The 25,377-nt window shown below is 72.5% G+C and carries 21 protein-coding genes and 1 pseudogene; 13 read left to right on the top strand and 9 right to left on the bottom strand.

Annotated elements, in window-relative coordinates; all coding sequences use genetic code 11:
• Positions 1–31 precede the first annotated feature (31 nt).
• Genes gtfA through ACRAWB_RS13950 form a run of 4 tightly spaced genes read right to left on the bottom strand, consistent with a single transcriptional unit; the run spans position 32 to position 4,657 of the window.
• Positions 32–1,501, bottom strand: coding sequence for a sucrose phosphorylase (gene gtfA, locus ACRAWB_RS13965; protein ID WP_431353858.1), 1,470 nt, complete (start codon positions 1,499–1,501; stop codon positions 32–34).
• Positions 1,498–2,280, bottom strand: a complete 783-nt coding sequence (locus tag ACRAWB_RS13960) for an aspartate/glutamate racemase family protein (protein ID WP_431353857.1) — start codon at positions 2,278–2,280, stop codon at positions 1,498–1,500. Before ACRAWB_RS13960 ends, gtfA begins: the two co-directional genes overlap by 4 nt.
• Positions 2,262–3,164: a hypothetical protein gene (locus ACRAWB_RS13955; RefSeq protein WP_431353856.1), complete on the bottom strand. Its 903-nt coding sequence runs from the start codon at positions 3,162–3,164 to the stop codon at positions 2,262–2,264. The genes ACRAWB_RS13960 and ACRAWB_RS13955 overlap by 19 nt, the downstream gene beginning before the upstream one ends.
• Positions 3,161–4,657: an FGGY-family carbohydrate kinase gene (locus ACRAWB_RS13950; protein ID WP_431353855.1), complete on the bottom strand. Its 1,497-nt coding sequence runs from the start codon at positions 4,655–4,657 to the stop codon at positions 3,161–3,163. The genes ACRAWB_RS13955 and ACRAWB_RS13950 overlap by 4 nt, the downstream gene beginning before the upstream one ends.
• Positions 4,658–4,727: 70 nt before the next feature.
• On the opposite strand from ACRAWB_RS13950, the gene ACRAWB_RS13945 reads away from it, so the two are divergent.
• The 8 genes and pseudogenes from ACRAWB_RS13945 to ACRAWB_RS13910 all read left to right on the top strand — a co-directional run bounded on the left by ACRAWB_RS13945 (position 4,728) and on the right by ACRAWB_RS13910 (position 14,711).
• Positions 4,728–5,576 carry a DeoR/GlpR family DNA-binding transcription regulator gene (locus tag ACRAWB_RS13945; protein ID WP_431353854.1) on the top strand — a complete coding sequence of 283 codons (849 nt, stop codon included), beginning with the start codon at positions 4,728–4,730 and terminating at the stop codon, positions 5,574–5,576.
• Complete coding sequence (otnK, locus tag ACRAWB_RS13940; protein WP_431354521.1) at positions 5,576–6,844, top strand: 3-oxo-tetronate kinase; 1,269 nt, start codon at positions 5,576–5,578, stop codon at positions 6,842–6,844. The genes ACRAWB_RS13945 and otnK overlap by 1 nt, the downstream gene beginning before the upstream one ends.
• Positions 6,841–7,212, top strand: a complete 372-nt coding sequence (locus ACRAWB_RS13935; protein ID WP_431353853.1) for a class II aldolase/adducin family protein — start codon at positions 6,841–6,843, stop codon at positions 7,210–7,212. Before otnK ends, ACRAWB_RS13935 begins: the two co-directional genes overlap by 4 nt.
• Complete coding sequence (locus ACRAWB_RS13930) at positions 7,212–7,478, top strand: class II aldolase/adducin family protein (RefSeq protein WP_431353852.1); 267 nt, start codon at positions 7,212–7,214, stop codon at positions 7,476–7,478. The genes ACRAWB_RS13935 and ACRAWB_RS13930 overlap by 1 nt, the downstream gene beginning before the upstream one ends.
• 52 nt (positions 7,479–7,530) lie before the next feature.
• Complete coding sequence (locus ACRAWB_RS13925) at positions 7,531–9,516, top strand: ABC transporter ATP-binding protein (protein ID WP_431353851.1); 1,986 nt, start codon at positions 7,531–7,533, stop codon at positions 9,514–9,516.
• A pseudogene (locus ACRAWB_RS13920) lies at positions 9,497–11,238 on the top strand (ABC transporter ATP-binding protein). Before ACRAWB_RS13925 ends, ACRAWB_RS13920 begins: the two are co-directional and overlap by 20 nt.
• Positions 11,235–13,061, top strand: coding sequence for a protein O-GlcNAcase (locus tag ACRAWB_RS13915; protein WP_431353850.1), 1,827 nt, complete (start codon positions 11,235–11,237; stop codon positions 13,059–13,061). The pseudogene ACRAWB_RS13920 and the gene ACRAWB_RS13915 overlap by 4 nt, the downstream one beginning before the upstream one ends.
• A gap of 60 nt (positions 13,062–13,121) precedes the next feature.
• Positions 13,122–14,711 carry a stealth family protein gene (locus tag ACRAWB_RS13910; protein WP_431353849.1) on the top strand — a complete coding sequence of 530 codons (1,590 nt, stop codon included), beginning with the start codon at positions 13,122–13,124 and terminating at the stop codon, positions 14,709–14,711.
• An 18-nt stretch (positions 14,712–14,729) separates the two neighbouring features.
• Here ACRAWB_RS13910 and ACRAWB_RS13905 read toward each other — a convergent pair whose 3' ends face one another.
• Both ACRAWB_RS13905 and ACRAWB_RS13900 read right to left on the bottom strand, forming a co-directional pair.
• Positions 14,730–15,653, bottom strand: a complete 924-nt coding sequence (locus tag ACRAWB_RS13905) for a phosphodiesterase (RefSeq protein ID WP_431353848.1) — start codon at positions 15,651–15,653, stop codon at positions 14,730–14,732.
• Positions 15,650–18,223, bottom strand: coding sequence for a glycosyl hydrolase 2 galactose-binding domain-containing protein (locus ACRAWB_RS13900; protein ID WP_431353847.1), 2,574 nt, complete (start codon positions 18,221–18,223; stop codon positions 15,650–15,652). The genes ACRAWB_RS13905 and ACRAWB_RS13900 overlap by 4 nt, the downstream gene beginning before the upstream one ends.
• Before the next feature lie 131 nt (positions 18,224–18,354).
• Between ACRAWB_RS13900 and ACRAWB_RS13895 the strand changes: the two genes are divergently transcribed.
• The 5 genes from ACRAWB_RS13895 (at position 18,355) to ACRAWB_RS13875 (ending at position 22,608) form a co-directional block, all read left to right on the top strand.
• Entirely contained in the window at positions 18,355–19,359 is a 1,005-nt protein-coding gene (locus tag ACRAWB_RS13895) for a Gfo/Idh/MocA family protein (RefSeq protein WP_431353846.1), read from the top strand.
• Between the two features lie 53 nt (positions 19,360–19,412).
• Entirely contained in the window at positions 19,413–20,447 is a 1,035-nt protein-coding gene (locus tag ACRAWB_RS13890) for a Gfo/Idh/MocA family protein (RefSeq protein ID WP_431353845.1), read from the top strand.
• A gap of 76 nt (positions 20,448–20,523) precedes the next feature.
• Positions 20,524–20,769, top strand: a complete 246-nt coding sequence (locus tag ACRAWB_RS13885; protein WP_363806297.1) for a hypothetical protein — start codon at positions 20,524–20,526, stop codon at positions 20,767–20,769.
• 85 nt (positions 20,770–20,854) lie between these two features.
• On the top strand, positions 20,855–21,493 hold the full coding sequence (locus tag ACRAWB_RS13880) for a hypothetical protein (protein WP_431353844.1): 639 nt from the start codon (positions 20,855–20,857) through the stop codon (positions 21,491–21,493).
• A gap of 68 nt (positions 21,494–21,561) precedes the next feature.
• Complete coding sequence (locus tag ACRAWB_RS13875; RefSeq protein WP_431353843.1) at positions 21,562–22,608, top strand: TolB family protein; 1,047 nt, start codon at positions 21,562–21,564, stop codon at positions 22,606–22,608.
• 28 nt (positions 22,609–22,636) lie between these two features.
• Here the strand turns inward: ACRAWB_RS13875 and ACRAWB_RS13870 are convergent, their stop codons facing one another.
• From ACRAWB_RS13870 to ACRAWB_RS13860, 3 genes are all read right to left on the bottom strand, one after another.
• A complete protein-coding gene (locus tag ACRAWB_RS13870) occupies positions 22,637–22,984 on the bottom strand; it encodes a hypothetical protein (protein ID WP_431353842.1) in 348 nt (115 codons plus the stop codon).
• On the bottom strand, positions 22,972–24,222 hold the full coding sequence (gene lepB, locus ACRAWB_RS13865) for a signal peptidase I (RefSeq protein ID WP_431353841.1): 1,251 nt from the start codon (positions 24,220–24,222) through the stop codon (positions 22,972–22,974). The genes ACRAWB_RS13870 and lepB overlap by 13 nt, the downstream gene beginning before the upstream one ends.
• Positions 24,223–24,531: 309 nt before the next feature.
• Entirely contained in the window at positions 24,532–25,350 is an 819-nt protein-coding gene (locus tag ACRAWB_RS13860; protein ID WP_431353840.1) for an SDR family oxidoreductase, read from the bottom strand.
• Between the last annotated feature and the right edge of the window lie 27 nt (positions 25,351–25,377).

The raw sequence follows: 25,377 nt of genomic DNA, 5'->3' as shown, positions 1-25,377 counted from the left end.
GGTGGGGGGAAGGTGAGGTCGCGGGGTGGGTTCAGAGGGCGGCGAGCGCGGCGACGGAGTCGGCGGTGAGCGTGCCGTCGGCTCCCTGGAGGTGGATGCGGAAGCGCGGTTCGGGGGCGAACGCGACCTCGAGCGTCGCGCGCTCGTCGCCGAGCGTCCACTCGAGCACGAGCGCGTCCGCCTCCACACGGTAGCCGAACTCGCCGGTGAAGGCGGCGTGTGCTGACCGCATCCGGACGAGCGCGAGCTGCGCGCGGGTGACGTCGCTCTCCATCGCCGCGTCGAACTCCTCCGGTGTGTACACGTGCCGGTTGACGTCGCGGCCCTGGCCCGTGCGCTCGAACAGGGCGACGTCGTCCAGACCGCCGAGCAGGCCGACGTAGTACAGCTGCGGGCGCCCGGGCAGCCAGAGCTGGACGGCGCGGGCGAGCAGGTAGGCGTTCGCATCCGCGCCCAGGGCCGAGAAGAACGTCGCGTTGATCTGGTGCGGCAGACTCATCCACGCCGGGATGACGGAGGCGATGGTCGAGTGGCCGTGGGTGGCCTCCGCGGCGCGTGCGAAGATCGCGGCCATCTCGTCCTGGCTGATGAGGCCCGGGCGGTCGCCGGACGGACCCGCGTCGATGATGCCGATGCCGTCGTGCGTGTCGAGCACGGTGATCGCGTTCTGCGGGCGGATGCGCAGCCACTCCTGCAGGCGGTCGGAGGTGCCGGTGCCGAGGCTGTGCAGCAGGAGCGGGGCCAGCGCGAAGTCGTAGACCAGATCGACGAGCGGCGCGATGGCGAGCTGCTGGCTGTAGTGCGCGTGGACCTCGACGAGCACCCGAAGGTCCTCCTCGCGAGCGAGCGCGACGATCTCGCGCACGAACTCCAGCGTCTCCGGCGTCATGAAGCTGTCGGACCCGGGGGTCTTGACCGCGTAGCCCACGGCATCCAGCCGGACGGTCGTCACACCGCCGTCGCGGAGCGTGGCGAGGATGCGGCGGAGGTACGCCCGGGCGCGGTCGTTCGCGACGTCGAGGTCGACCTGGCTGGGCATGAAGGTGGTCCAGACCAGGCGGCGACGGCCGTCCGACATCCGGTACGCGGTGAAGGGCAGACCGGGGCGGGGGCGGTAGAAGGCGGTGATGTCGTCCTCCGAGGCCCGGTCGGGGAAGACCGTGTCGAAGGTGAGGAACATGCCGTCGTGCGCGGACTCCTCGCCGAGCGCCAGCCAGTCCACGAACTCGGCCGACTCGCTCGAGACGTGGTTCACGATGAGGTCGGCGGTCACCTCGCGGTTCGCCGCGATGGCGCGGACGTCGTCCCAGGTTCCGAGGCGCGGGTCGACCGACCCGTGGTCGATGGGGTCGAAGCCCGCGTCGGCGCCGTCGAACGGCACGAAGAACGGCAGGAGGTGCACGCCGGCGAAGTCGCGGAGCGGGCTGTCGAGGAGGGCGCGCAGGCGCGGGAGGTCGCCGCCGAGGCGGTCGGCGTAGGCGAGCAGGTCGACGCCGGTCATGAGGTCGCTTCCGTTGCGGCGAGGGTTCCGCCGGATCCGGGGGCAGCCGCACGGTTCGCGCTGGCGTCCGGTGTCCCCGGATCCGACGGGGTCAGGGCCTCCGCGAGCCGGGCGACGCCGCCCGCCGGGGAGGTGAGCACGGGGATGTCGACGCCGGCCGACTCGGCGGCGGGCGCCATCGAGGCCTGGGCGAGCACGAGCGCAGCGGCCGCGTCGCCGTCGGCGGGGGTCGCCGCGGCACGCACGGCGTCCGCGATGAGGCGGTCGTGGGTGGCCTGATCGCCCTCGGCGCGGGCCGCCGCCGCGCCCTCGACCACCGTCGCGGTGACCGTGGCACGGACGCCCTGCGCGGCCGCCTCCCGCTCGATCAACCGCGTGGTCGGTCCGAGCGTCGCGGTGTTCGTCGCCAGAACCGCAATGCGCGCGGGGGCGCCGGTGCTGTCGGCGGCGAGCCGCGCGGCCTCTGCGGCCATGGCCGCGTCCACGCGGATGACCGGCACCGCGAGGTCGGCGGCGGCCTCCTCAGCCGCCTCGCCGATCGAGGAGCAGGTGACCAGGATGGCGTCGGCGCCCGACTCCGCGAGGTGCCGCAGGTGGGACGCGACGCGCTCGCGCACCGCCGGGGTGACGCCCTCCGCGATGGCGGTCTCGAGCATCCACGCGTCGACGACGTGCTCACGGCTCGTGCCGGCGACCGCGGCGGCGACGAGGGCGTCGAAGGTCGGCGCGAGCGCGGGGACGGTGTGCAGCAGTCCGGCGATCATCGAGTCTCCCGCCACGGACGCGCCTCGCGGTCGACGACCTCGATCAGAGCCTCGAGCCGCGGCACCGACAGCTCGCGCAGGGCAGCGGGGACGTCGTCGCGGCCGACCACGTCGCTCCAGAGCGCGCGACCCGCGAGGAAACCGCTCGCGCCTGCGCGGCACGCCGCCTCGACGGCCGGCAGGAACGCAGGACGCTCGACGCCCTGCGACAGCACCACCCACGGTCCGGTGATGGCGGCGTTCAGCCGCTCGCTCGCCTTCCGCTGCGCAGCGGCATCGCCGGTGCCCGACAGCGGCACCTGCACCTTGTACAGGCTCTGGCCCGACGGCGACAGCTCGGCGGCGGCCTCGCGGATGGCGACATCGAGGTCCCAGGTGCCTACGTCCAGCTCCTCCGGCGTCGCCCGTACGACGGGCTCCAGCACCGACAGGACGCCGCGGGCGCGGCACTCGGCAACGAACCGGTGAACAAGCTGGACGCGCTGCTCGCGCTTCGCGTCGCGGCGCCAGATCACGAGCAGTTTCAGCGCGGAGACGCCGTCGAGGTCCGTCTCCGTCAGCACAACCTCGTCGAGCGCGGTCTCCTCGACGGGGCCGCCGTCCTCCTGGGTGAGGTCGTCGGCCGCGAGGATGAGGCCCGTGTCCGAGGGCAGGGTGTCGCGAACCGCCTCCCAGCCGAAATGCCGGTCGATCAGGAACCCGGAGGCCAGCGGGCCGAGCGCCGCGGCGACGTCCAGCTTGAACCGGATGAGGACGTCGTCCGCCGGCCGGCCGGCGCCGGCGAGGTCGAACATGTGGCGAAGGCTCTCGCGCTGGTCCATCGCGACCATCGCGAGGGATCCGCTCGGGCGGGCGATGGCGTCGAGGTCGAGGGCGGGACGGGAGGCGGTGTCGGTCATGCGGGTTCCTTGCTTGGGAGCGTCGCCGCCTCCACGAAGGCGTCCAGCAGAGCCGGATCGCCCGCGGAGGCGACGTTGGGAGCGCTGCCCGGGTCGTGCGGGTGCACGGGCAGCGAGGTCGTGATGCCGGCCACGCGGTGCGCGGCGAGCAGGGCGGCACCGGTGGCCACCGGTTCGGCGGCGTCCACGCGGCGGAGTCGGCCGGGAAGGAGGCGCTGTTTGAGTCGCCACCAGGCGGCGTTCGCGGCACCCGGGCCGCCGAGCACGGTCAGCTCCGGGCGGCGCGGACCGGCGAGCCCGGTCTGGGCGGCGTCCATCCAGGCGAGTTGGAGGGCGAGGCCGGTCAGGACGGCGGTGAGCGTCGCGGCGGGGTCTGCGAGACGGCCGGAGGTGTCGTCGTCCGCCAGCTGGACCAGGCGCACGGACGCGGCGGCGTCGGGCGCCGGCGACTGTCTGCCGCGCAGGAAGGGCAGGAGGAACGCATCCAGCGGACCGTCCGCCCGCACGCGGGCGCCCTCGAGGGCCGCGTCCCGGTCGGCACCGGGAAGGAGCTCGGCGAACGCCCACTCGACCAGGGCCCCGGCCGTGGGATTGCCGGCCAGGAGCGTTTCGTAGCGTCCGTCGATGCTCCGGGCGAGGCTCATCCCCTGCCGCCGAGCGGCGTCGCGCGGCACGCTCTCGGCGATCCGAAGCAGTGCTTCCGCGGTGCCGATCGAGTCGGCCGCCTGGCCGGGCTCACGCGCACCCGCGGCCCAGGCGCCGACGGCGTGGTCGTGGCCCGCTGCGACGACGGGGACGCCGGCGGGCAGGCCGAGCGCGGCTGCGGCATCCGCACCGAGCAGACCGGCGGTCTCGCCGGGGAGCGCCACCCGCGGGAAGCGGTCAGGCGTCAGCCCCACCAGGCCGACGAGGTCGCGGTCGAACTCACGCGCGAGGGATTCGCCGGGGGCGGGCAGCCGGTAGGCCATCGTGCGCGCCGCCAGCGTGTGATCGGTCACGGCTTCACCGGTCAACGCCGCCATCACCAGCGCATCGGCGCCGAGCCAGCGGGCGTCGACGAGCCGCGCATCCTGCTGGTCGGCCAGGCGCTGCCAGTGCACCAGCGGCGACTTGTGCGGCGTCGGCACTCCGGTCGCCGCGTAGAGGGGTTCGGCCCCCGCGGCAGCCACGAACCGATCGGCGGTGGCGGCGTCCCCGTCCGCCCAGCGCAGCAGCTCGCCACGCGGTTGGTCGTCGGGACCGGCGAGCGACCCGGTCTCGCCCATCGAGCCGACTCCGATGGCGACGATGGGATGCGGGCTGTCGATAACCACGTCGCGTACGGCGCCCAGCACCACGGTCTGCAGCGCGGCGCCCGACGAGGGCGTCGGGACCGACAGCGTCCGCTCCACCCGCACGGCGTCGTCGCCGAGCACGGCCAGCGCCACCTTCGTGTTGGTGGTGCCGACGTCCACGCCGAGAGCGGCGAGAGGAGCGGAGGTCACGGACTCCATTCTGTTCACTTTTGAACATTCGCGTCAAGATTTGTCCGTTTGTTGACAAGCGCACCGAGCAGCCGGTTGGATGGACGCCGTGCGCTACACCGACGCCCCCGCCCGCCGCGACGAGCTGATCCGACGACTGTCCGTCGAGGGCTACGTGTCGTCATCGCGCGTCGCGGAGGAGTTCGGCGTCTCCGAGATGACCATCCGGCGCGACCTCCGCCAGCTTGAAGCCGACGGCCTCGCCCGCCGAGTCGTCGGCGGCGCCAGCCTGCCGAACCTCGGCCACGGTCGTCCGTTCGACGAGCGCGCGGTCACGGGCAGCGGCGAGAAGCGCTCCATCGCCGAGGCCTGCCTCGACCTGCTCGACGGCGCCGTCACGGTCGCCCTCGACGCCGGTACGACCGTCGCGAACCTCGCCGGAATGCTGCACTCCGGCTCGACGATCATCAGTCACTCGGTGCCGGTGATCCAGGCGGCGATCGCGCGCGACGACGTGGAGCTGGTCGCCGTCGGCGGCGTCTACCAGGCCGAGACCCGGAGTTTCGCCGGCGCCACCGCCCGGCGCACCATCGCCGACTACTCGGTCGACGTCGCGGTCCTGTCTGCCACGGCGGTCGACACGCGCGGCATCCTCTGCGCCAACGCCCTCGACGCGGAACTCAAGCAGGAGCTGGCGGGCGCCGCCCGCATGACCGTGCTGCTGGTCGACCACTCCAAGCTCGGCGCCCGGGCCCCGATCCGCGTGGGCGGGCTGGATCTGGTGGATGCGATCCTCACCGATGCGGGCGCCGATCCCGACGACGTCCGCGCTCTGCGCGCGGCCGGTGCGACCGTGATCGTCGCGGGCGAGCCGTTCGACGCGTCCGCGCTCTGCAGCGGCGCGAAGGCCGACGTCGCCCAGGACGAGCCAGGGGTCGGCGTCTCGTGATGCGGCTCGGCGCCGTCGCCGACGATGTCACCGGCGCCTGCGACCTCGCGGGCCGCGTCGTCGAGGCGGGACTCCCCGCCACCGTCCTGCTCGGGACGCCCGATGCACCCGACGGACTGTTCGACGGCGGCGCGGGATGCGCGGTCATCGCCCTCAAGGTGCGCACTGCGCCGGCTGCTCAGGCCGCGTCCGCCTCCGCCGCGGCCGCCCGCGTGCTTCTCGCCGCCGGGGCGACGCAGCTCTATCAGAAGTACTGCTCGACGTTCGACTCGACGGCCGCCGGGAACATCGGCCCGATCGCCGACGCCCTTGCGTCCGTGGCAGGAGCGACCACGACCCTCGGCACACCGGCCACGCCCGGCGCCGGACGCACCCAGTACCAGGGGACGCTGTTCGTCGACGGCGTGCCGCTCGCCGAGTCGTCGATGCGCGACCATCCGCTGACTCCGATGCGCGACTCCGACCTCGTGCGGCTGCTGTCGCCGCAGACCGCCGCTCCCGTCGGGCTCGTGCGCTGGCAGGACGTCCAGCGGGGCGCCGACGCGGTGGCGGAGCTGGTCGGGGACGGGCACGTCCTGGTGGACGCACTGACCGAGGCCGACCTCGATGTGATCGCCGAGGCGATCGGCCGGGTTGCGGCCGATCGGCCCATTGTGGCCGGTGGCGGCGCCGGCGTGGCGACCGCGCTGGCCCGCGCGGCGTCGGCAGGCGCGGGCGACGCGCCCGCCACGGCGGAGCTCCCGGCCGTCCCGGTCACCGGCCGCCTCATCCTCGCGGGGAGTGCATCCGCCGCTACGCGCGGCCAGATCGCGGCCTTCCGCGGCGAGCGCCACGTCCTCGACCCGCTCGAGCTCGCACGCGACTCGCATGCTCTGGCCCCGATCCGGGATGCGCTGGCCGCGCACGCCGACCCGCTCGCGCCGGTCCTCATCCACGCTTCCGGCGATGTCGCCGCCGCGCAGAGCGCGCTCGGCGCCGAACGGGCCGCGTCCCTGATCGAGGACGCCCTCGCCGAGCTGGCCGCTTTCGCCGTCCACGCCCTCGGCCGCACCCACCTCGTCATCGCCGGCGGCGAGACCTCTGGTGCGGTGACCGTCCGGCTCGGGCTGTCCCGGCTGCGGATCGGCGCGCAGGCCGCGCCGGGCGTCCCGTGGGCGGTGTCCTCGTCGGATGCCGGTGACGGACCGCGCACCATCGCCGTCCTGCTGAAATCGGGCAACTTCGGCGGCCGCGACCTGTTCACCGACGCCTGGGAGGTGGCGCCATGACCACCATCCGCACCGAGGCCGAGGCGCGCGCCGCGATCGTCCGCGCCTGCCGCCAGCTGTCGGCGGCGGGGCTCTCGCCGGGCAGCTCCGGCAACGTCAGCGTCCGCGTCGGCTCGCGCATCATCGCGACACCCACCGGCTCGTCGCTGCGCGCGGTGACCGAGGACGAGGTGGCCGCGACGCCGGCCGACCAGGAGGGCGCCCCGCGTCCCACCAAGGAGCTTCCGCTGCACGCCGCGATGTACGCCGCGCATCCGGACGCGACCGCGGTCGTCCACCTCCATTCGCCGTACGCCACCGCGATCGCGTGCCTGCCCCCGGCGGACAGCGGGTATGCGCCGCTTCCCCGCTCACTCCCTACCGTGTGATGCGGCTGGGCGACGTGCCGCTGGTGCCCTACGCGTCACCGGGCAGCGCCGAACTGGCCGCGGGCGTCACGGCCGCCGCACCCGGACATCCGGTGCTGCTGCTCGCGAACCACGGACCCGTCGTCGCCGCGGCCACGCTCGACGCGGCGATCGACCTGGCGGAGGAGCTGGAGACGGCCGCGCAGCTCACGTTCCTGCTGAGGCAGGCGCCCGCGGTCGCCCTGGACGCCGCCGCGGTCGCAGCGCTCACGCCGCCGGGTCGCTGAGCCGCCTCCCCCTCCTCTCTCTCACCGCTCGATCCCCCCAGGAGCACCGAAGATGTCCAGCGTCCGCGCTGCCCGCCCGTCGCCCCCGCGCACACCGCGCGGGGCACGCATCCCCTCCGTCCGTCCGACCGAGAAGCACCTGTCGTCGGTGCCCCGCTTCCTGCTCTGGCAGGCGGCCCGGCAGCCCGCGACCCTCACCGCCGGCGTGCTGTTCGGCGTCGTGTGGATGCTGTGCCAGGCCGTCTGGCCGTACCTGCTCGGCCGCGCCGTCGATGAGGGCGTGTCCGGCGACCCGTCCGCGCTGTGGGCGTGGTGCGGTGCGCTGCTCGTCGTGGCCGTGATCCAGGCGGTCACGGGGATGCTGCGCCACCGGATGGCCGTGTCCAACTGGCTGCGCTCGTCGCTCGGCGTTGCGCGACTGATCGGCTACCACTCGGCCGAGACCGGACCGGCGATCACCGCGACCACGTCGTCAGGCGAGATCGTCGCGACCGTGAGCACCGACTCCCTCCGCCTCGGGGCGATGTTCGACGTGACCGCACGGCTCGGCGGGGGCGTCGTCGCGTTCGTCGCGGTGTCGATCATCATGCTGAACGCCTCCCTCCCGCTCGGCCTCGCCGTGGTGATCGGCGTGCCCGCGGTCGCGCTCGTGCTCGCCCTGCTGCTGCGCCCGCTGCGCACGCGTCAGGCGGTGTGGCGCGAGGAGGCCGGCGGCCTGACCACGCTCGGCGCCGACACCGTCGTCGGCCTGCGCGTGCTGCGCGGGATCGGCGGTGAGCATGAGTTCGTGGAGCGCTACGCGAAGCAGTCGCAGCGGGTGCGCGCGGCGGGGGTCGGGGTGGCGAAGACGCAGAGCTGGCTGGACGGGTTGCAGGTGCTGCTGCCCGGCGCCTTCCTGGTGTTCATCGTCTGGTTCGGCGCGCATCTGGCCCTCGACGGCACGATCACCCCCGGTCAGCTGACGGCGTTCTACGGCTACGCGACCTTCCTGGTGCTACCGCTCCGCACCGCGGTCGAGGCCGCGCAGACCTTCACCGCGGGCGTCGTCTCCGCGCGCCGGGTGCTGTCGGTGCTCCGCACCCAGCCCGCCGCCCGGGACACCGCCGAAGCGGCCGAAGCTCCGGCCTGGGGTTCGGCGATCGAAGACCTGGCGTCCGGCGTGATCATCGAGCCCGGCCGGTTCACAGCCATCGTCGACGCCGACCCGGACGAGGCGGCCGGCATCGCGACGCGCCTCGGCCGCTTCGACGACAGCGTCCACGAGGAGGCGCCCGTGCTCTGGGGAGGCGTGGACCACACCCGCGTCCCGGTGCGGGAGGTCCGCGAGCGCATCGTCGTGAACGACGCGAACCCGCACCTCTTCGGCGGCAAGCTCCTCGACGGCCTCGACACGCTGCCCATCCGCGACGAGGAGTTCACGGACACCTCCACCGGTCGCCTCCGCCGCGTCTCGGCCGCGCTCGACACCGCCGCGGCCAGCGAGACCGTCGAGGCGCTTCCCGAGGGCGTGCACGAGCGCGTCGCGGAGCGGGGGCGCACCTTCTCCGGCGGCCAGCGCCAGCGCCTCAGCCTCGCCCGGGCGCTGCTCACCGACGCGGAGGTCCTGGTGCTGATCGAGCCGACCAGCGCAGTGGACGCCCACACCGAGGCGCAGATCGCCGAGCGGCTGCGGGAGGCCCGCGACGGCCGGACCACCGTCGTCGTGACCGCCAGTCCCCTGCTGCTCGACCGGATGGACACGATCGCCGTCGTCCGGAAGGGCCGCGTCGTCGGCACCGGTACCCATCAGTCCCTCCTGCGCGAGGACGACGACCTCGGCGACCTCTACCGGGCGATCGTCTCGCGCACCATCAGCGCAGCCGAACCCGCCGACGGCGAAGACCTCGACGCGGCGTGGACCGGGTCCATCGACGCGCTGTGGACGGCCACCCATCCGGTGTCCGCCCAGCGCCCGGCCGGCGACCGCAAACGCACCAAGAACAAGAAGAAGACGAAGAAGGCGAAGAAGGGGACGGACGATGCTGCTTCCGATCGCTAGCACCGCGACCGTGCGGGCGACCGGCGCCCGCCTCATCCGCCAGCACCGCGGCGGCCTCTCGGTCGTCCTCGTGCTGCACACGCTCGCCGCCGTCGCTGGACTCGCCGGGCCCGCGCTCATCGGCCTCATCATCGACGGGATCACCGGCGGCAGCCTGCGGTCCTCGGGGATCGACACGATCGCGCTGGTGCTGCTCGGCGCGATCATCTGCCAGGCCGTGCTGATCCGGTTCGCGCAGCGGCAGTCGATGATCCTCGGCGAGGGCGTGTTCGCCCAGCTGCGGGAGGAGTTCCTGGCGACCGTCGCACGACTCCCCTCTCGACGGTCGAGGCGGCCGGGACGGGCGACCTGCTCGCCCGCACGACCAACGACATCCAGTCGGTCGCCCAGACGGTGCGGTTCGGCGTGCCGCGCATCCTCGTGGCCGCGGTGACCGCCGTGCTGACCGTGGTCGCCGCGTTCCTGGTGAGCCCGCCGGTCGCCGTCGCCATGTTCGCCGGGGTGCCCATCCTGGTCTTCGCCACGCGGTGGTACCTCAAGCGTTCGGGCCCCGGCTACCAGCGGCAGCTCGCGTCGTACGCCACCCTCGGCGGCACCATCAGCGAGACCGTGGACGGCGTGCGCACGATCGAAGCGCTCAGCCTCGCGCCCGCACAGCGGACGAAGATCGACGCCGCGCTGCGAGAACGCCGCGAGTCGGAGTGGTACACGCTGTGGCTGCGGTCCTGGTTCTTCCCGAGCACCGATATCGCCTTCCTGCTGCCGGTGATCGTCGTGCTCGCCTGGGGCGCCTACCTGGTCGGGGCCGGCGTGGTCGGCATCGGCGCCGTCACCGCCGTCGCGCTCTACGCCATGCAGCTCGTCTCGCCGGTCGACGAGCTGATCAGCTGGCTCGACGAGATCCAGGTCGGCACCACCGCCCTCTCGCGCATCATCGGCGTCGCCGACGTGCCCGAGGACCGCCACGCGACCGGTGAGCAGCCGGCCGACGAGCACGTCGAGGCGTCGGACGTGCGCTACTCCTACCGCGAAGGCACGGAGGTGCTGCACGGCGTCTCGCTCGACCTCGCCGTCGGCGAGCGGCTGGCGATCGTCGGCCCGTCGGGCTCGGGCAAGTCGACGCTGGGCCGCCTGATGGCGGGGATCACCGAACCGTCCGGCGGCCGGATCACCGTCGGCGGCGTCCGACTGGTCGACCTGCCGCTCGACGACCTGCGCAGCCACGTCGCGCTGGTCACGCAGGAGCACCACGTCTTCGTCGGCACCATCGCCGAGAACCTGTCGCTCGCCAAGCCCGGTGCCGGTCGCGACGAGCTCGCCCGCGCCCTGCGGGTCGTGGATGCACTGCGCTGGGTCCGCTCCATGCCGAAGGGCCTGGACACGGTCCTCGGCTCCGGCGGGGTCGTCCTCACCCCGGCGCAGGCGCAGCAGCTCGCGCTCGCGCGGCTCGTGCTGCTCGACCCGCACACGCTCATCCTGGACGAGGCCACGTCCCTGCTCGACCCGACCGCCGCACGCGACCTCGAGCGCGCGATGAACCGCGTGCTGGAGGGGCGCACGGTCGTCGCGATTGCGCACCGCCTCCACACCGCGCACGACGCCGACCGGATCGCGGTGGTCCGCGACGGCCACATCGACGAGCTCGGCAGCCACGAGGAGCTGGTGGCCGCGGGCGGCGCCTACGCCGAGCTGTGGTCGTCGTGGCATGGCGGCGGCCGGTGAGCGGCCTGACATGGCGCGGCGTCGTCGAGGGCTTCTACGGCGAGCCCTGGTCACACGCCGACCGGCTCGCCTGGTTCGAGCGCGGCGGTGCCATCGGCCTCGACCATTACGTCTACGCGCCGAAGGACGACCCGTGGCACCGTGACGCGTGGCGGGAGCCGTATCCCGCCGACCGGCTCGCCGACCTCGCGCGGCTGAGCGACGAGGCGGCCGCGCGCGGAGTGCGGTTCGTCTACGCGATCTCGCCCGGGCTCTCGATGCGGTTCGACGAGGACGCCGAGCACGACGCGCTTGCGGTCAAGTGCCGGCAGCTGCTCGAGGCCGGCATCCGGTCGTTCGCACTGCTCTTCGACGACGTGCCCATGGACGACCCGGAAGCGCTCGGCCGCGCGCACGGTGCCGTGGCGGCGCGGTTCCAGGACGCGTTCCTCCGGCCGGCCGGGATCGACGAGCCGGTGCTGCTCTGCCCGACCGACTACGCGGGACTCTCGCGCACGCCCTACCGCGCCGGGCTCTCGGAGACGCTGCCCGCCGACGCGCGTGTGCTGTGGACCGGGGCCGACATCGTCGTCGGCGAGGTGACCGCCGACGACGTCGCACAGGCCGCGCGCAGCTTCGGCCGTGACCTCGTGCTGTGGGACAACTTCCCCGTCAACGACTTCGACCGCTCGCGGCTGTTCCTCGGACCGCTGACCGGGCGGGAGGCCGGACCCGGTCTCGTCGGCGTCGTCGCCAACCCGATGGTGGAGGCGGCGCCGTCGCACTTCGCGCTGGAGACGGTCGCGGAGTGGGCGGCGGATCCTGCCGTGTACTCTCCGGCCGCCGCTGCAACGCGCGCATACGAGGCGGTCGCCGGGCCCGATGACGGCCTGCGGACCCTGGTCGACGCGTGCAGCGCCTGGCCACCTGGAGCGGCACGCTGGCCTCGGCTGGACGAGCTGGTCGCCGCCGAGCGATGGCGCGACGCCGAGACTCTGCTCGCCGAATTGGCCGACACGCACGCCGGCCCCTCGACGCCGGCCGACCTCGCCGCGCAGCTGGCGCCCTGGATCGCGGCTGCGCGTGCGGCGGGAGCCGCCGGCGTGCTCGCCTGCCGTGTGCTCGCAGGCGACGACGTGAGCGCGGGCGCCACCGATCGCCTCCTCTCCGCCCGCCGTACTCTGGAGGCCGAATTCGCCGACGTGGCCCGCGCGGCCGTCCTCGTCCTGGTCGACACGGCTCTCGGCCGCCTGGGCGTCGCTCCCCACCGCCCGCACGGCGAGGGCGCCCGCATCGCAGTCCTCACGGGCGCGAACCCGGCGCCCGGCGACCGGGAGCTGGTCGAATTCCTGGGCGGCGCCGGGATGCGCGCGCACGTCGGTGACGATCCGGACGCCGACCTCGTCATCGTCACCCGCCAGGCTCCTGAGGAGGTCGCGCGGGCCGCGGCGGCGCGCCCGGTCCCGTTGCTCGCGTGGGCGCACCTCGTGCCGCTCGGGCTGGCGTCCGCGGCCGCTGTCCCGCTGTCCGTGGACCGCATCCGCATCTCCGACCCGGCGCACCCGGTCGCCGCCGGGTTGTCCGGCGAGGTCGTCGTCTACCGTGGCCGGTCGAAGCTGACCGTCGGGGATCCGCCGGAGGAGGCCGCGGTCGTCGCGCGCGAGCCGGAGTCGGGCCGGGCCGTGATCGGCCTCACACCGGCCGGCGCGCGGATGGCCGACGGGAGCGTCGCGCCGGCCGCGCGGGCGACCTTCTTCCTCTCCGCCGACGGCTTCGCGCCGTGGCTGGTGACGCCGGAGGCGCGCTCTCTGCTGCTCGCGACCGTGCGCGACCTGCTCGGCTGAACCGGCCGTACGACCCCGCGGCGGGTGGCGCGCCGGGAGCGGCCTAGAGTTATGCATGTAATGGCTGACCTTCCTCCCGCATCCCTGTCCGACCAGCCCGAGCCCGTCGTCGTCACCAGCGACCCCGGCATCGGCGTGCGCCGGTTCGCCCGCGACGACGTCGTGCTGCGCAAAGGCCTCTACACGCTGGTCAGCGGGCCGTTCACGCCGCGGGAGTCGATGATCGAAGACCTCCTCGCCGTGCGCGACGCCCTCGACGAGGCCGGGCTCGAGTACCTGCTCGTCCGCGACGACGACAACCGCCTGATCGTCGCCCTCGACCGGCGCAACCGCAAGCAGGCCGCCGCAGCCCTCGCCGCGGCCTTCGCCGACGAGCCGTTCTACGCGCGCAGCATCGACCCCGAGAAGGGCACGGAGGACGGGGACCTGCTCATCGCCGACGGCCGCCTCTCGCGCCGCAAGGCAGACATCCTGCGCATCTTCCGCCCGCGGCTGGAACCGATCGGACGCCTCCGCTACGGCGCGGAGACCGCCTTCCAGCTCGAGTTCTGGAAGTTCGGCGACGACGAGATCACGGCGCCCTGCCCGAATGCCCTGATGCGTCCGCGCCTGCCCCGCAGCGAGGCGGTCGAGGCCGAGGTCGAGCTGTACGGACGCCGCTGGCGCACCCTCCAGCACATGTTCGACCCGCTCTCGAGCGACATCGCCTTCGACATCGACATCGTGTTCTCGTGGGTCGACGGCTCGGACACCGAGTTCCAGCGACGGCGGGCCGCGCAGATGGCGGCGTACGTCGTCGGCGAGGGCGACGACAACGAGGCCCGCTACCGGCAGATCGACGAGCTCAAGTACGCGCTCCGCAGCGTCCACATGTTCGCGCCCTGGATCCGCAACATCTACATCGCGACCGACTCCCCGGTGCCGTCGTGGCTGGACCCGGAGCATCCGCGCATCCACATCATGCGGAGCGAGGACTTCTTCTCCGACCAGTCGGGCCTGCCGACCCACAACTCGCACGCCGTCGAGAGCCAGCTGCACCACATCCCGGGGCTGTCGGAGCACTTCCTGTACTCCAACGACGACATGTTCATCGGGCGGCCGCTGTCACCCGACGTGTTCTTCTCGCCGGGTGGCGTCACGAAGTTCGTCGAGGCGGGCACGCGCATCGGGCTCGGGGAGACCGACCCGGCGCGCAGCGGGTTCGAGAATGCGGCGCGCGTCAACCGGCGGCTGCTGTGGGAGCGCTTCGGTGCCGTCACCACCCGCCACCTGGAGCACTGCGCAGCGCCGCTGACGATCAGCGTGCTGCGCGAGATGGAACGGGAGTTCCCCGAGGACTTCCGCCGCACGGCGACGAGCCCGTTCCGCTCCGCGACCGACATCTCGGTCACGAATTCGCTGTATCACTACTACGCGCTGATGACCGGCCGCGCGGTGACGCAGACGCAGGCGAAGGTGCTCTACATCGAGACGACGCTGCGCCAGGCTCCGGACATGATGCGCCGCCTGCTGAAGAAGCGCGACCAGGACATGTTCTGCCTCAACGACGGTTCGAAGCCCGAGATCGACCCGGCCGAGCGCACGCGCATCGTGACCGACTTCCTCGAGCGCTACTTCCCGTTCCCCGCCCCGTGGGAGCGCCCCGCCTGATCCCCGCGCCGCCGGGCGTCAGGCGAGGATGCTGATCGGCTCGGTCGGCGCCTCGCGGCGGGCGGCCGGCGGGATGCGGATGCCGTCCGCGGCCAGGCGGCGGGCGGACTCCTCCGCGTCCACGTAGTCGAGCGTCGGGTAGTGCCCGAGCGGGACGACCGAGTGCAGCACCGTGTTCGGGTAGACGTGCACGAGGTTGAACGCCAGCGCCCCGTCGCGGCCGCGCGTGCCTCCGACCGGCACGTTGAGGTCCTGCGTGTAGCAGCTGGCCGACGCGACGGACACCGGGATGCCCGCGAACATCGCCGTCGACGAGTAGTGCAGATGCCCGGCGAGGATGCTGCGCACGTCGCTGCCCTCGAGCACTTCGCGCAGCTGGGACTGGTCGCGCAACTCCACCGACACGGCCAGGTCGAGCACGCTCGGGATGGGCGGGTGGTGCATCGCGAGGATGGTGCCCTCGGGCGCCGCGGTCGCCAGCTCGGCCGCCAGCCAGTCCAGCTGCGACTCGCTCACATCGCCGTAGTGGTGACCCGGAACGGTCGAGTCGAGCACGATCACGCGGAGGCCGCCGATCCAGTACACGTCGTCGATCGGAGACACGTCGCCGAGCTCGTCGCGCAGGCCCTCGCGGAACGAGGCCCGGTCGTCGTGGTTGCCCATCACCCAGATGACGCGGGCGCCCATCCGCTCGGCCGCCGGATCCACCAGCGCGCGCAGGCGGGCGTAGGCGTCGGGCTGGCCGCGGTCGGCCAGATCGCCCGTGAAAACGATGGCCTCCGGGCGTCCGCCCGACTCCTCCACCTCGGCGAGCAGGGCCCGCAGGTGCTGCTCGCTGTCGACGGTGCCGTAGAGGCGTTCGCCGCCCGCCAGGAGGTGGGTGTCGCTGATGTGCAAAAGGAAGTGGTCCGGCCGCGGGTACTCCGCGATTCGCGTCTTCACGGGGCTATCACATCATCCGGATCTGAACGCGCCGTGAACGGACGCGGTGTGCCGCCTGGATCGGCGGGCGTCGCGTTCCACGCCTCCACCAGCACAGGGACGCCCGGAGACGCCGCCAACCGCCGCGACTCCCCAGGCAGCAGGGGGCGCGGATCGCCTCCCACGGAGAGGATGCCTGGCTCGGCGGCAGGACGCGCATCCACCACCCGCAGCGTGAGGGCGGCGAGCCCGCCGACGTTGCGGACGACCACCGTGCCGTCATCCTCGCGCGCGGTCTCGAGTGTCGGCGCAGGCAGGTCGAGCAGGGCGGCGAAGTCCGACGTCGCCGTCGCGATCATCCGTTCGAGGTCGATCACACCGTCAGCATGCCGCCATTCCGCCTCCCAGAGAAAGACCCCATTCAGGGCTCTGACCGGCACCTCCAGTGTTCCGACCGGAAGGGGATCCGCCACCGATGGCGCCACGAACTCCTGCTCGGCCAGCACCATCCCGTCGAGCGAGCGGACGCGCAGCGCGACGGAGGAGCCGGCCGCGACCGGATCCTCGGCCCACAGCCACGCCTCGACGGACGCGGTCCGCTCGCCGGCCCATGCCGCGCGCGAGACCTTCAGCGTCACCCGCCGCCGCTCGAACGCGCGCGCCACGGCGAAGAAGGCCGGCTTCGGATCGCCGCGGAAGTCGACCGCCGCCGTGCACCACGCGTTCGGGAAGCTCTCGTTCAGCTGCCACGGCAGCACCATGCTGCAGCGGGGGGCCCGTCGCCGGTCCGCCTCCACCGAGTACTGCAGCCCCGTCGCCTGCAGCAGCTGGGACGCCCGGTTCAACGTCTCGAGCGTGTCGGGGCGGCCGCCGAACAGCTCCGTCACCTGATCGGCGTTGTTCCACCACTCGCCCAGGTGCCGGTAGACCGGGTTGGTGCGGTCGGCGGGCCAGCGGTCACCCTCGGGGATCAGTGCCGTAAGCGATCGCAGGTTCGTCATCCCCTCGACGCCGAACTCTGTGTGGGCCAGGCTCGTGCCGGCGTTGGCGAGCGTGTAGTGCCCCACCAGCCCCTGGTGCTCCCACGGTCCGTGCACGTCGTGCTGGCCGTCCGGGTCGGCCTCGATGCGGTCGAGCCGGTTGTGGAACTCCGGCCCCGTCGGGGAGGTCGGCAGCCACCCGCGGCCCGCGCCCAGGCGTGCGACCGTCTCGGACAGCGCGGCGAGCACCGGCGACCGATCGTCCGACAGCGGGACGCCGCCCTCGTCGAGCTCGTTCCCTCCGCCCCAGAGCAGCAGCGACGGATGGTGAACGCGCGTCGGGACCAGCGCCTCCGCCTCGGCCCGCATCAGGGCGACAAACCCCGGGTCCGTGCTCGGCGCGCTCTGCATCCCCGAGCTCGACTGCGAGAACTCCTGCCACACCAGCAGGCCGAGGCGGTCGCACGTGGCGTAGAAGTGCTCGGTCTCGATCAGCCCGCCGCCCCACACCCGCATCAGGCGGGCGCCGGACGCTGCGGCGAGGCCGAGCAGGTGCTCCACCTTCGCCTCGTCGATCGAGCCGAAGAGGGAGTCCGCCGGGGTCCAGTTCCAGCCGATCAGGTCGACCCGTCGCCCGTTCACGACGGCGGTGTACGGGAGGGCGCCGGCGGGAGCGCCAGGATTCGGCGCCAGCTCGGCGGTACGGAAACCCACGGTCCGGGTCGTCGCGTCGGCATCGGCCAGGGCGACCGTCACCTCGTAGAGCGGCTGGGCGCCCACGGTGCTCGGCCACCACAACTCCGGGTCCGGGATGCGCACCTGCGCCGACCCGTCGGCCGCCCGAGCGTCCTCGGAGGCGAGCAGCTTCCCGTCCAGGGCGATGGAGACCGTCACCGCCTCTCCCATCTCGGCACCGATCGGCGGTTCCCACGACGCCTCGACCACACCCTCGCGCCCATCGACCCGCGAACGCACCACGACATCCCCGAGCAGCGCCCGGCCGAACCGGAGCCGCACGCCCTTCCACACGCCCTGGTGACGCAACCGCGGCGAGAAGTCCCAGCCGTACCCGAGCCGCGGGGTGTGGACGCGCACCCGCTCCGTGCGACCCACCTGCGGCTCCGAGACCGGCGCGGGATGCACCCACAGCGCCAGCTTGTGCCGCCCCGCCGTGCGCTGCTGCGGCGTCAGCGCGAACCGGCCCCGGTGATACAGCCCGTCGACCGAGCCGAGCCGTTCCCCGTCCCAGTAGACGTCCGCTCCGGGGTCGACGCCGTCGAGCTCCAGCACCGCCACGCCCTGCGCAGCCGATGCCTCCAGGTCGACAGGCCGCCGATAGACCCACGACCGCTCGGCGACCCACTCGGACGCTCGGCTGTTGCGGCCCACGCGCGGGTCCGGCACCTCCCCTGCCCGGTGCAGGTCGTCGATGACGGCCCCGGGCACCCGCGCTGGCAGCCAGCCCGGTGCCGCGGCGATCGCCGCGGACGCCTCCGCCACATTGTTGCCCGCCTCCGGCAGAGGTGCCCCGAGGTACCACTCGGCGGTGTCGCCCAGGGCCTCCCGGATCGTCCAGCCGTCGCCATCGAGATGCATCGTCGCGTTGCTCACCCCTCGATCATGCCGAATCTGGGAACGATTCCAGAAATCCGCACAAAGGTCTTCCGACTGCTCGGGAGCAGAAGGTACGCTTTCGAAGTTCGCGCGCATCGAATCCATCTGGCAAGGAGGCCTTGACAGGCATGTCCCACCAACTCGCTGTCGCAGCGATCGGCTTCTGGCACGTCCATGCGGGCGACTACGCGCGCAACGTCCAGCAGCACCCCGACACCACCCTCGTCGCCGTCTGGGACGACGACGCCGACCGCGGCCGCGCGGCCGCCGAGGAATTCGGCGTGGAGTTCGTCGCCGACCTCGACGAACTGCTCGCGCGTCCGGAGCTCGACGCCGTCACCATCACGACGGCGACCGACCAGCACCGCGACGTCATCGGCCGCGCCATCGCGGCGGGCAAGCACGTCTTCACCGAGAAGATCCTCGCCCCCACCGTGGAGGAGGCGCAGGAGCTCGTCGACCTCGCCTGCGAGGCCGGCGTCGCGCTGGTCGTCTCGCTCCCGCGCCTCTACGACGACTACACCGTCGCGATCGAGCGCGTGCTCGATGAGGGGACGCTCGGCGAGCTCACCTACTCGCGCGTGCGGCTGGCGCACGACGGCTGGGTCGCGGGCTGGCTGCCGGAGCAGTTCGCCGATCCGGATGCCGCGATCGGCGGAGCGCTCACCGACCTCGGCTGCCACCCGGCCTACCTGACCCGCCTTTTCCACCGGGCGGAACCGCTCAGCATCACGGCGAGCTACGGCAGCGTCACGGGACGCGCCGTCGAGGACAACGCGGTCGTCACGGCCGCCTTCCCCGGCGGGCGCCTCGGCGTCTTCGAGGCGAGCGTCGTCACCACGCCGGGCGCCTTCACCGTCGAGCTGCGCGGGACGGAAGCCACGCTGACGTTCGGCTTCGGCGGCGAGCGCCTGCTTGCCAAGGGCGGCGCGTTCGGCGAGGACTGGCAGGAGCTGCCCCTCCCGGACCCGCGCCCTGGCGCCTTCGCGCAGTGGGTGCAGCACATCCACGACGGCACGACAGCCGACGAGAACCTGCGCCACGCCGTCGAGCTGACCCGCATGGTCGTCGCCTCGAACGAGTCGGCCGCGACCGGTCGCGTCGTCGAGCTCGCGCCCGTGCCCGTCGCCTGACGCCTGACCCCTTCCTCTTCCCCCACCCTCTTCCTCTTAGGAGCACGTTCACCATGCCCAGCAACACGGTCCGAATCGGCCTCATCGGAGCCGGCGGCATCGCCGGAGCCCACGTCGCCGGCTACCTGCGCAATCCCGAGACGGTCACCTTCGCCGCCGTCGCCGACCCCGTCCGCGAGTCGGCGGAGAGCCGCGCGGGCGACTCCGGAGCCGCGATCTACGCCGACTACGCGACCATGCTCGCCGAGGCGGACATCGACGCGGTCGACATCTGCCTGCCCCACCACCTGCACAAGGACGCGATCGTCGCCGCCGCCCGCGCCGGCAAGCACATCCTGTGCGAGAAACCGCTCTGCCTCACCCCGGAGGAGGCCGCCGAGGTGGACGCCGCGGTCGCCGAGGCCGGCGTCACCCTGATGTGCGCGCACAACCAGCTGTTCCTGCCCGCCGTCGCGAAGGCCAAGGAGCTCATCGACGCCGGCGTCCTCGGCCGCGTGTACGAGGTCCGCACCACCGACAGCTTCTTCAACGACTTCGACCCGTCGAACATGGGATGGCGCGCCCACGCCTCCACCAGCGGCGGCGGCGAACTCATCGACACCGGCTACCACCCGACCTACCTGCTGCTGCACCTGGCGGGCGGATCGCCGGTCGAGGTCACCGCGATGCTGGCGACGCACCGCCTGACGTTCATGGAGGGCGAGGACTCCGCTCAGGTGCTCGTGCGCTTCGACAACGGCGTGATCGGCAGCCTGGTCACGAGCTGGGCGTACCAGCCGGCGGACGGCACCGAGAAGTTCTCGGTGGTGGGCGAGTCGGGGAGCCTGACCAGCGACGGGACCGCGCTCACGTTCCGTGGTCGCGGTGACGACGAGCCGACCGTCTACGAGCTGGAGCCGGTGCACGAGTTCGGCGAGGAGATCGCCCACTTCGCACGCAGCATCCTCGACGGGACGCGACCCCTGCACACGCAGAAGGAGGGGATCGAGGTGCTGGGCATCATCCTCGCCGCCTACGAGTCGGCGGAGCACCGGACAATCGCGCCGGTCCGGTCCGTGCGCGAGCTGGTGACGAGCCCCGCGGACTGAAACCCGAGGGGCGTCTTGCCTGACGCAGATATCGGGGGTATATCCAGCGGGCCTGCGCCGGAGTTACAGTTCGCACATGAGCATGCAGCGGACGGGGGCCCGCAGCGCACCGGAGCCCCACCGTCAAGATGATTTCGTCGCGGTCCCGTACCTGCGCCAGGGCCAGCTCATCTCCCTGATCCGGTGGAATCTGGTGAATGGGGAGTGGAAGTACACCACCATCCTCGCCGAGTACCTTCATCGCGACGAAGGCTCCTGGTACCTCGTCATCAACGGCAACCGTGCCCGACTCGACCGATCGGAGTGGGCGATCTTCAACTGAGGTCGCCCACTCCCTGGGTAACCTGCGGATGTGACCCAGACCGAGAAGAGAGCGGACCGCGGAGCCGGAGCATCGCTGGCCCGCCGTGATCGCCACCGTGATCGCCCTCGCCGCCTACGCGTTCCTGCCGAGCGTCGTCCCCGCGATCGAGCGGTACGCGGTCGTCGGCATCTGCCTGCTGATGGTGATCGCGTTGGTGGTCTACAACCCGCACCGCCTCACCCGCGAGTCGGCCTGGTCGCGACGGGCGGAGATCGCACTGGCGATCTTCATCCTCGTCGCCAACCAGATCGCGCTCGGCGAGACGATCGTGCGACTGCTCAACAAGAACGGGAACGGCTACGAACTGCTCCTCGCCTCCCTCCAGGTGTGGATCACCAACGTGATCGCGTTCGCGCTGATGTACTGGGTGCTGGATCGCGGCGGCCCGGTGGCGCGCGCGATGGTCCCGCGCCCGAAGCTGGCGCTGGCGGACTTCCGCTTCCCGCAGGACGAGGACCACGACGCGGTCGACGAGGTCGCCCGCGGGTCGAGCAAGAAGGCCGACTGGGTGCCGAACTACATCGACTACTTCTACTTCTCGCTGTCCAACTCGATGGCCTTCAGCCCGACGGACACCATGCCGCTCACGCACCGGGCGAAGCTGCTCATGGCGCTGGAGTCGTTCGCCGGGTTCGTCCTTCTCGCGCTGGTCATCGCGCGGGCGGTGTCCCTCATCGGCTGAACTTTTCGTCTCATGCTCTGCCACCCACCGTGTCCTCGAGAGTAGGAAGAGGGCGAAGGGATCGGCGGATGCGAATCTTCGGGAGCACACGGGCCACGCGGGTCGCGGCGGCGACGGTCGCGACGGTCGCCGCCCTGTGCCTGACGGGCTGCTGGGCACCGAGCCCGCCGACAGCCGGTCCGCCGACACCGGGCCCGCACATCCCGGCGACCCCGGAGCCCGCTCCGGCGGCGAACTCGGGATGGCGCGCGCCGACCGTTCCGAGGATCGTCTTCCGCAACACCGCCCCCGGTGCCGACTTCGGCAAGGTCTCCTCCGTCGCCCTGTCCGCGCCGAGAGGGGAGCGCACCGTCTCGCCGCTCACCTGCGAGCGCGTCGCCGCTACGCACACGGCGCTCTCCTGCCTGAGCCGGCTCGACACCCACCCCGTGGGCTACCGCGCGACGCTCTACGAAGCCGACGGGTCCGAGAACGTGTTCTGGTCGCTCCCCGGCCCGCCGAGCCGCACCCGCCTGTCCCCCGACTCGCAACTCGCGGCCTGGACCGGCTTCGTCGACGGCGAATCGTACGGGGGTGTCGCCTTCTCGACCCAGACGATCATCACTCGGGTGCACGGCGCCTACTACGGCCCGCTCGACGCCTTCACCTTCCTGCTGGACGGGAAGCCGTACGCCGCCGCCGACCTGAACTTCTGGGGCGTGACGTTCGCCGACGACGGCAATACCTTCTACGCGACGGCCGCCTCCAACGGGCGGACGTGGCTGGCCCGCGGCAACATCCGGGGTCGCACGCTCGTCGCGGTGCGCGAAGGAGCGGAGTGCCCGTCGTTGTCACCGGACGGCACGCGGGTCGCCTACAAGAAGAACCTCGGAACGGCCGGTGCCCCACGGTGGACGCTCGCGGTCTACGACCTCGGCTCGAAGGCCGAGACCGTCCTCCCGCTTGCGGGACACGTGGACGATCAGGCGGAGTGGCTGGACGACCGGACGCTGCTGTTCGGGCTGCCGGTGGCGGGCTCCGATGGGGACTTCACCGTGTACTCGGCGCCGGCGGACGGCTCGGCGGTGGAGTCGGTGTTCCTCGAGCACGCCTGGTCATCGTCTGTCGTGCGCTGATGGAGCGGCCGTCTCCGCGGCCATCGGGTCATGCCGTGTGAAGGAAGAGCGCGACCACCAGGTTGAGGCCGACCAGGGCCAGCAGCAGCGTCGTGAGGTACCCGATGATGATCGACATCTGCGCGACTCGACGGTCACGACCGTCATGCGACCTGCGCAGCACGGAGTGCCCGAGCGGGATCGCGACGAACGGGACCACGAAGGCGAGGAGCAGCGCGAGGATCGCGAGCGGCCGGACCGGCTGTGGCATGACGGTCGGCATCGCGAACTCGGCTGCGAAGCCAGAGGCGCCGTTGGGCTCCGGCGCACCGGTGACGCATTCGTCGAGCCCATCGACCTCATCGTCGGCGAAGGCCACGGCTCTCAGATCGGGCATATCGTGTCGGGGATGCTGGAGAACGTCTCCCGGCCGGAGGGTATCGGCGCGAGGTGGTTCAGGGGCCAGAACGTCGCAGCTGCCTGACCGACGACGTCGGCGATCGGGACGAAACCGCGCGTCGGGAGGTCCTGCGTCCGGCTCGAATCGCGGGACTGCAGACGGTTGTCACCGAGCACCCAGAGCGATCCGGCCGGCACCGTCACATCGAACGACGATCCGGCAGCCGGCTGACCCGCCGGGATGACCGCGTAGGCCTCCGACAGCTCACGCCCGTTCACAGTGACACGGCCGCCGTCGCTGCAGCAGGTCACCTTGTCGCCGGGGATGCCTATGACGCGCTTGACGAGGAAGTCGCCCGTCGACGCCCGAGCCCGTGAGCCGTCCAGCCAGCCACCCGGATCGCGGAAGACCACGACATCGCCGCGCTGGATCGGGGCGGACGCGTAGGCCAGCCGGTTGACGGCGATGCGGTCGCCCGGGAACAGCGTGTTCTCCATCGAGCTGGACGGAACGGTGAACGGCGTGACCAGCATGGTCTGGACCAGCAGTGTCACTGCGAAGGCGACCACGAGGACGACCGCGCCGAGGACGGTGCGGCGCCGGGTACGACGCCGCCGCAGCTTCGCCCGGCGGGGATGACCATCGTCTACGCGGAGCCGCCGGGCGCCGCGACCTTTCGGGACGAGGGCGACGTGTCGGGACCGCCGGGCATGACGCGTCCGCTTCGGAGAGTCGTCGGGCGGTGCCGGTCGCGCCGCGGGGACGGGGGTGGGTGCCGCATCCGGGCTCGGCGCTGCGACCGGCGGTGCACCGACCGGCGGCGCAGCTGGCATCGGTGCAGCCGGCCCCGGCGCGGCAGCCGAATACGCGGTCGGCGTCGGAGTCGGTGCTGGGTCCGGCGCGGCAGAGGACGACGCAGACGGCACCGCCTGCGTGGGGTCCGGCCGCGGAGCCAGCGACACGTGATCAGCGGTCGAGGCCGGGACGAAGCTCGTCTGGATGGTCCCGAAGTCGTCGTCCTCCGCGCGGAAGGAGCGCTTGTCCCACCACACCACCCCGAGCTGCGGAACCTCTTCCCACGGCTCCGCCTGCGCGAGGTCGATGATCCCGTACGGTCCCGCGTCCACGACCGTGCGGCCGGAGTCCGTGACGCTCGCCGCGCTCCAGGCCGCCGGTCCCTTCGGTGGCGTCCCTCCCTCGACGCCCTTCCGCCAGGAGAGAGCGTCGGGAACCATGGACGACCCGTTCGAGGGCGCGACGAAGGACGATCGATGCGTCGTGCGTCTCGACGCGGTGCGGGTCGCCGCGGCCATCGCACTCCTTCTGGGGCTCGGACTTTACGGGTTCATACCCATAGACGAGCCTGTCCCGCGGATCGTGACGCGGAGTCGCAGAGAAGTTCGCGGGAGCCGGCGGGTCCGTCATGCCCGAAAGGCGGGCCCGCCGACCTGCATCCGTCCCGCGCCGGATGAGGGGAGAGCAGCGGGGACGATGTCCTTAAAGCTCAGCAGGTCGACGCGATCCGCGATAGACAGCGCGGTCTGTTACAGCCGCCGCCAGTCGTCCGAGGTCAGGTGCGAGCCGGCCTGCGGGCCCATCTGCAGCATCCCGCCGTCGACCGCCCACGACGCGCCGGTCACGTAGGACGCGGCCGGTGAAGCGAGGAACGCGATCACCGACGCGACCTCGCGGGCGTCGCCCGGACGGCCAATCGGAACGCCGGGCCGATGCACCTCGCGCGGGTCCTCGTCCTCGGCGTCGTTCATCGGCGTCGAGATCTCGCCGGGCGCGACCGCGTTCGCGGTGATCCCGTACTCGCCGAGCTCGAGGGCCAGGGTCTTGAGCAGGCCGCCGAGGCCGTGCTTCGCGGCGTCGTAGGCGGCGGACCCGACCCGCGGCTGGTGCTCATGGACGCTCGTCACGCCGATGATGCGTCCGCCGCGTCCCGCATCCACCATCCGCCGCGCCATGCGCTGGATGCAGACGAACGCGCCGTCGAGGTCGCCGCAGATGGTTTTCCGCCAGATGTCCCAGTCCGTTTCGAAGAACGGCGTGCCGCCATTGATGCCGGCGTTGTTGACGAAGACGTCGCAGCCGCCGAGCTCGTCGGCCAGCCTGTCGACGACGTCGCCGCAGGCCGGGGCGTCCGTGGTGTCGAGCTGGGTGACGACGGCGCGGCGCCCGGCCTCGCGGACCAGGCGGGCGGTCTCCTCTGCGCCCTCCTCGTCGGAGTGCCAGGTGATGCCCACATCCATGCCCGCCTTCGCGAGCGCGACGGCGGTGGCGCGTCCGATGCCGGAGTCCGAACCGGTGACGATGGCGGTGCGCGGGTCGGTGAGCTCGGGGTAGGTGTGATCGGCCATGCCGGGCACGGTGCACCCCATCCCGCC

Origin of the sequence: Leifsonia poae (assembly GCF_050632865.1) — a bacterium.
In the GTDB taxonomy this organism is placed as follows: domain Bacteria; phylum Actinomycetota; class Actinomycetes; order Actinomycetales; family Microbacteriaceae; genus Leifsonia; species Leifsonia poae_B.
This window is presented reverse-complemented; position numbering and strand designations above follow the sequence as displayed.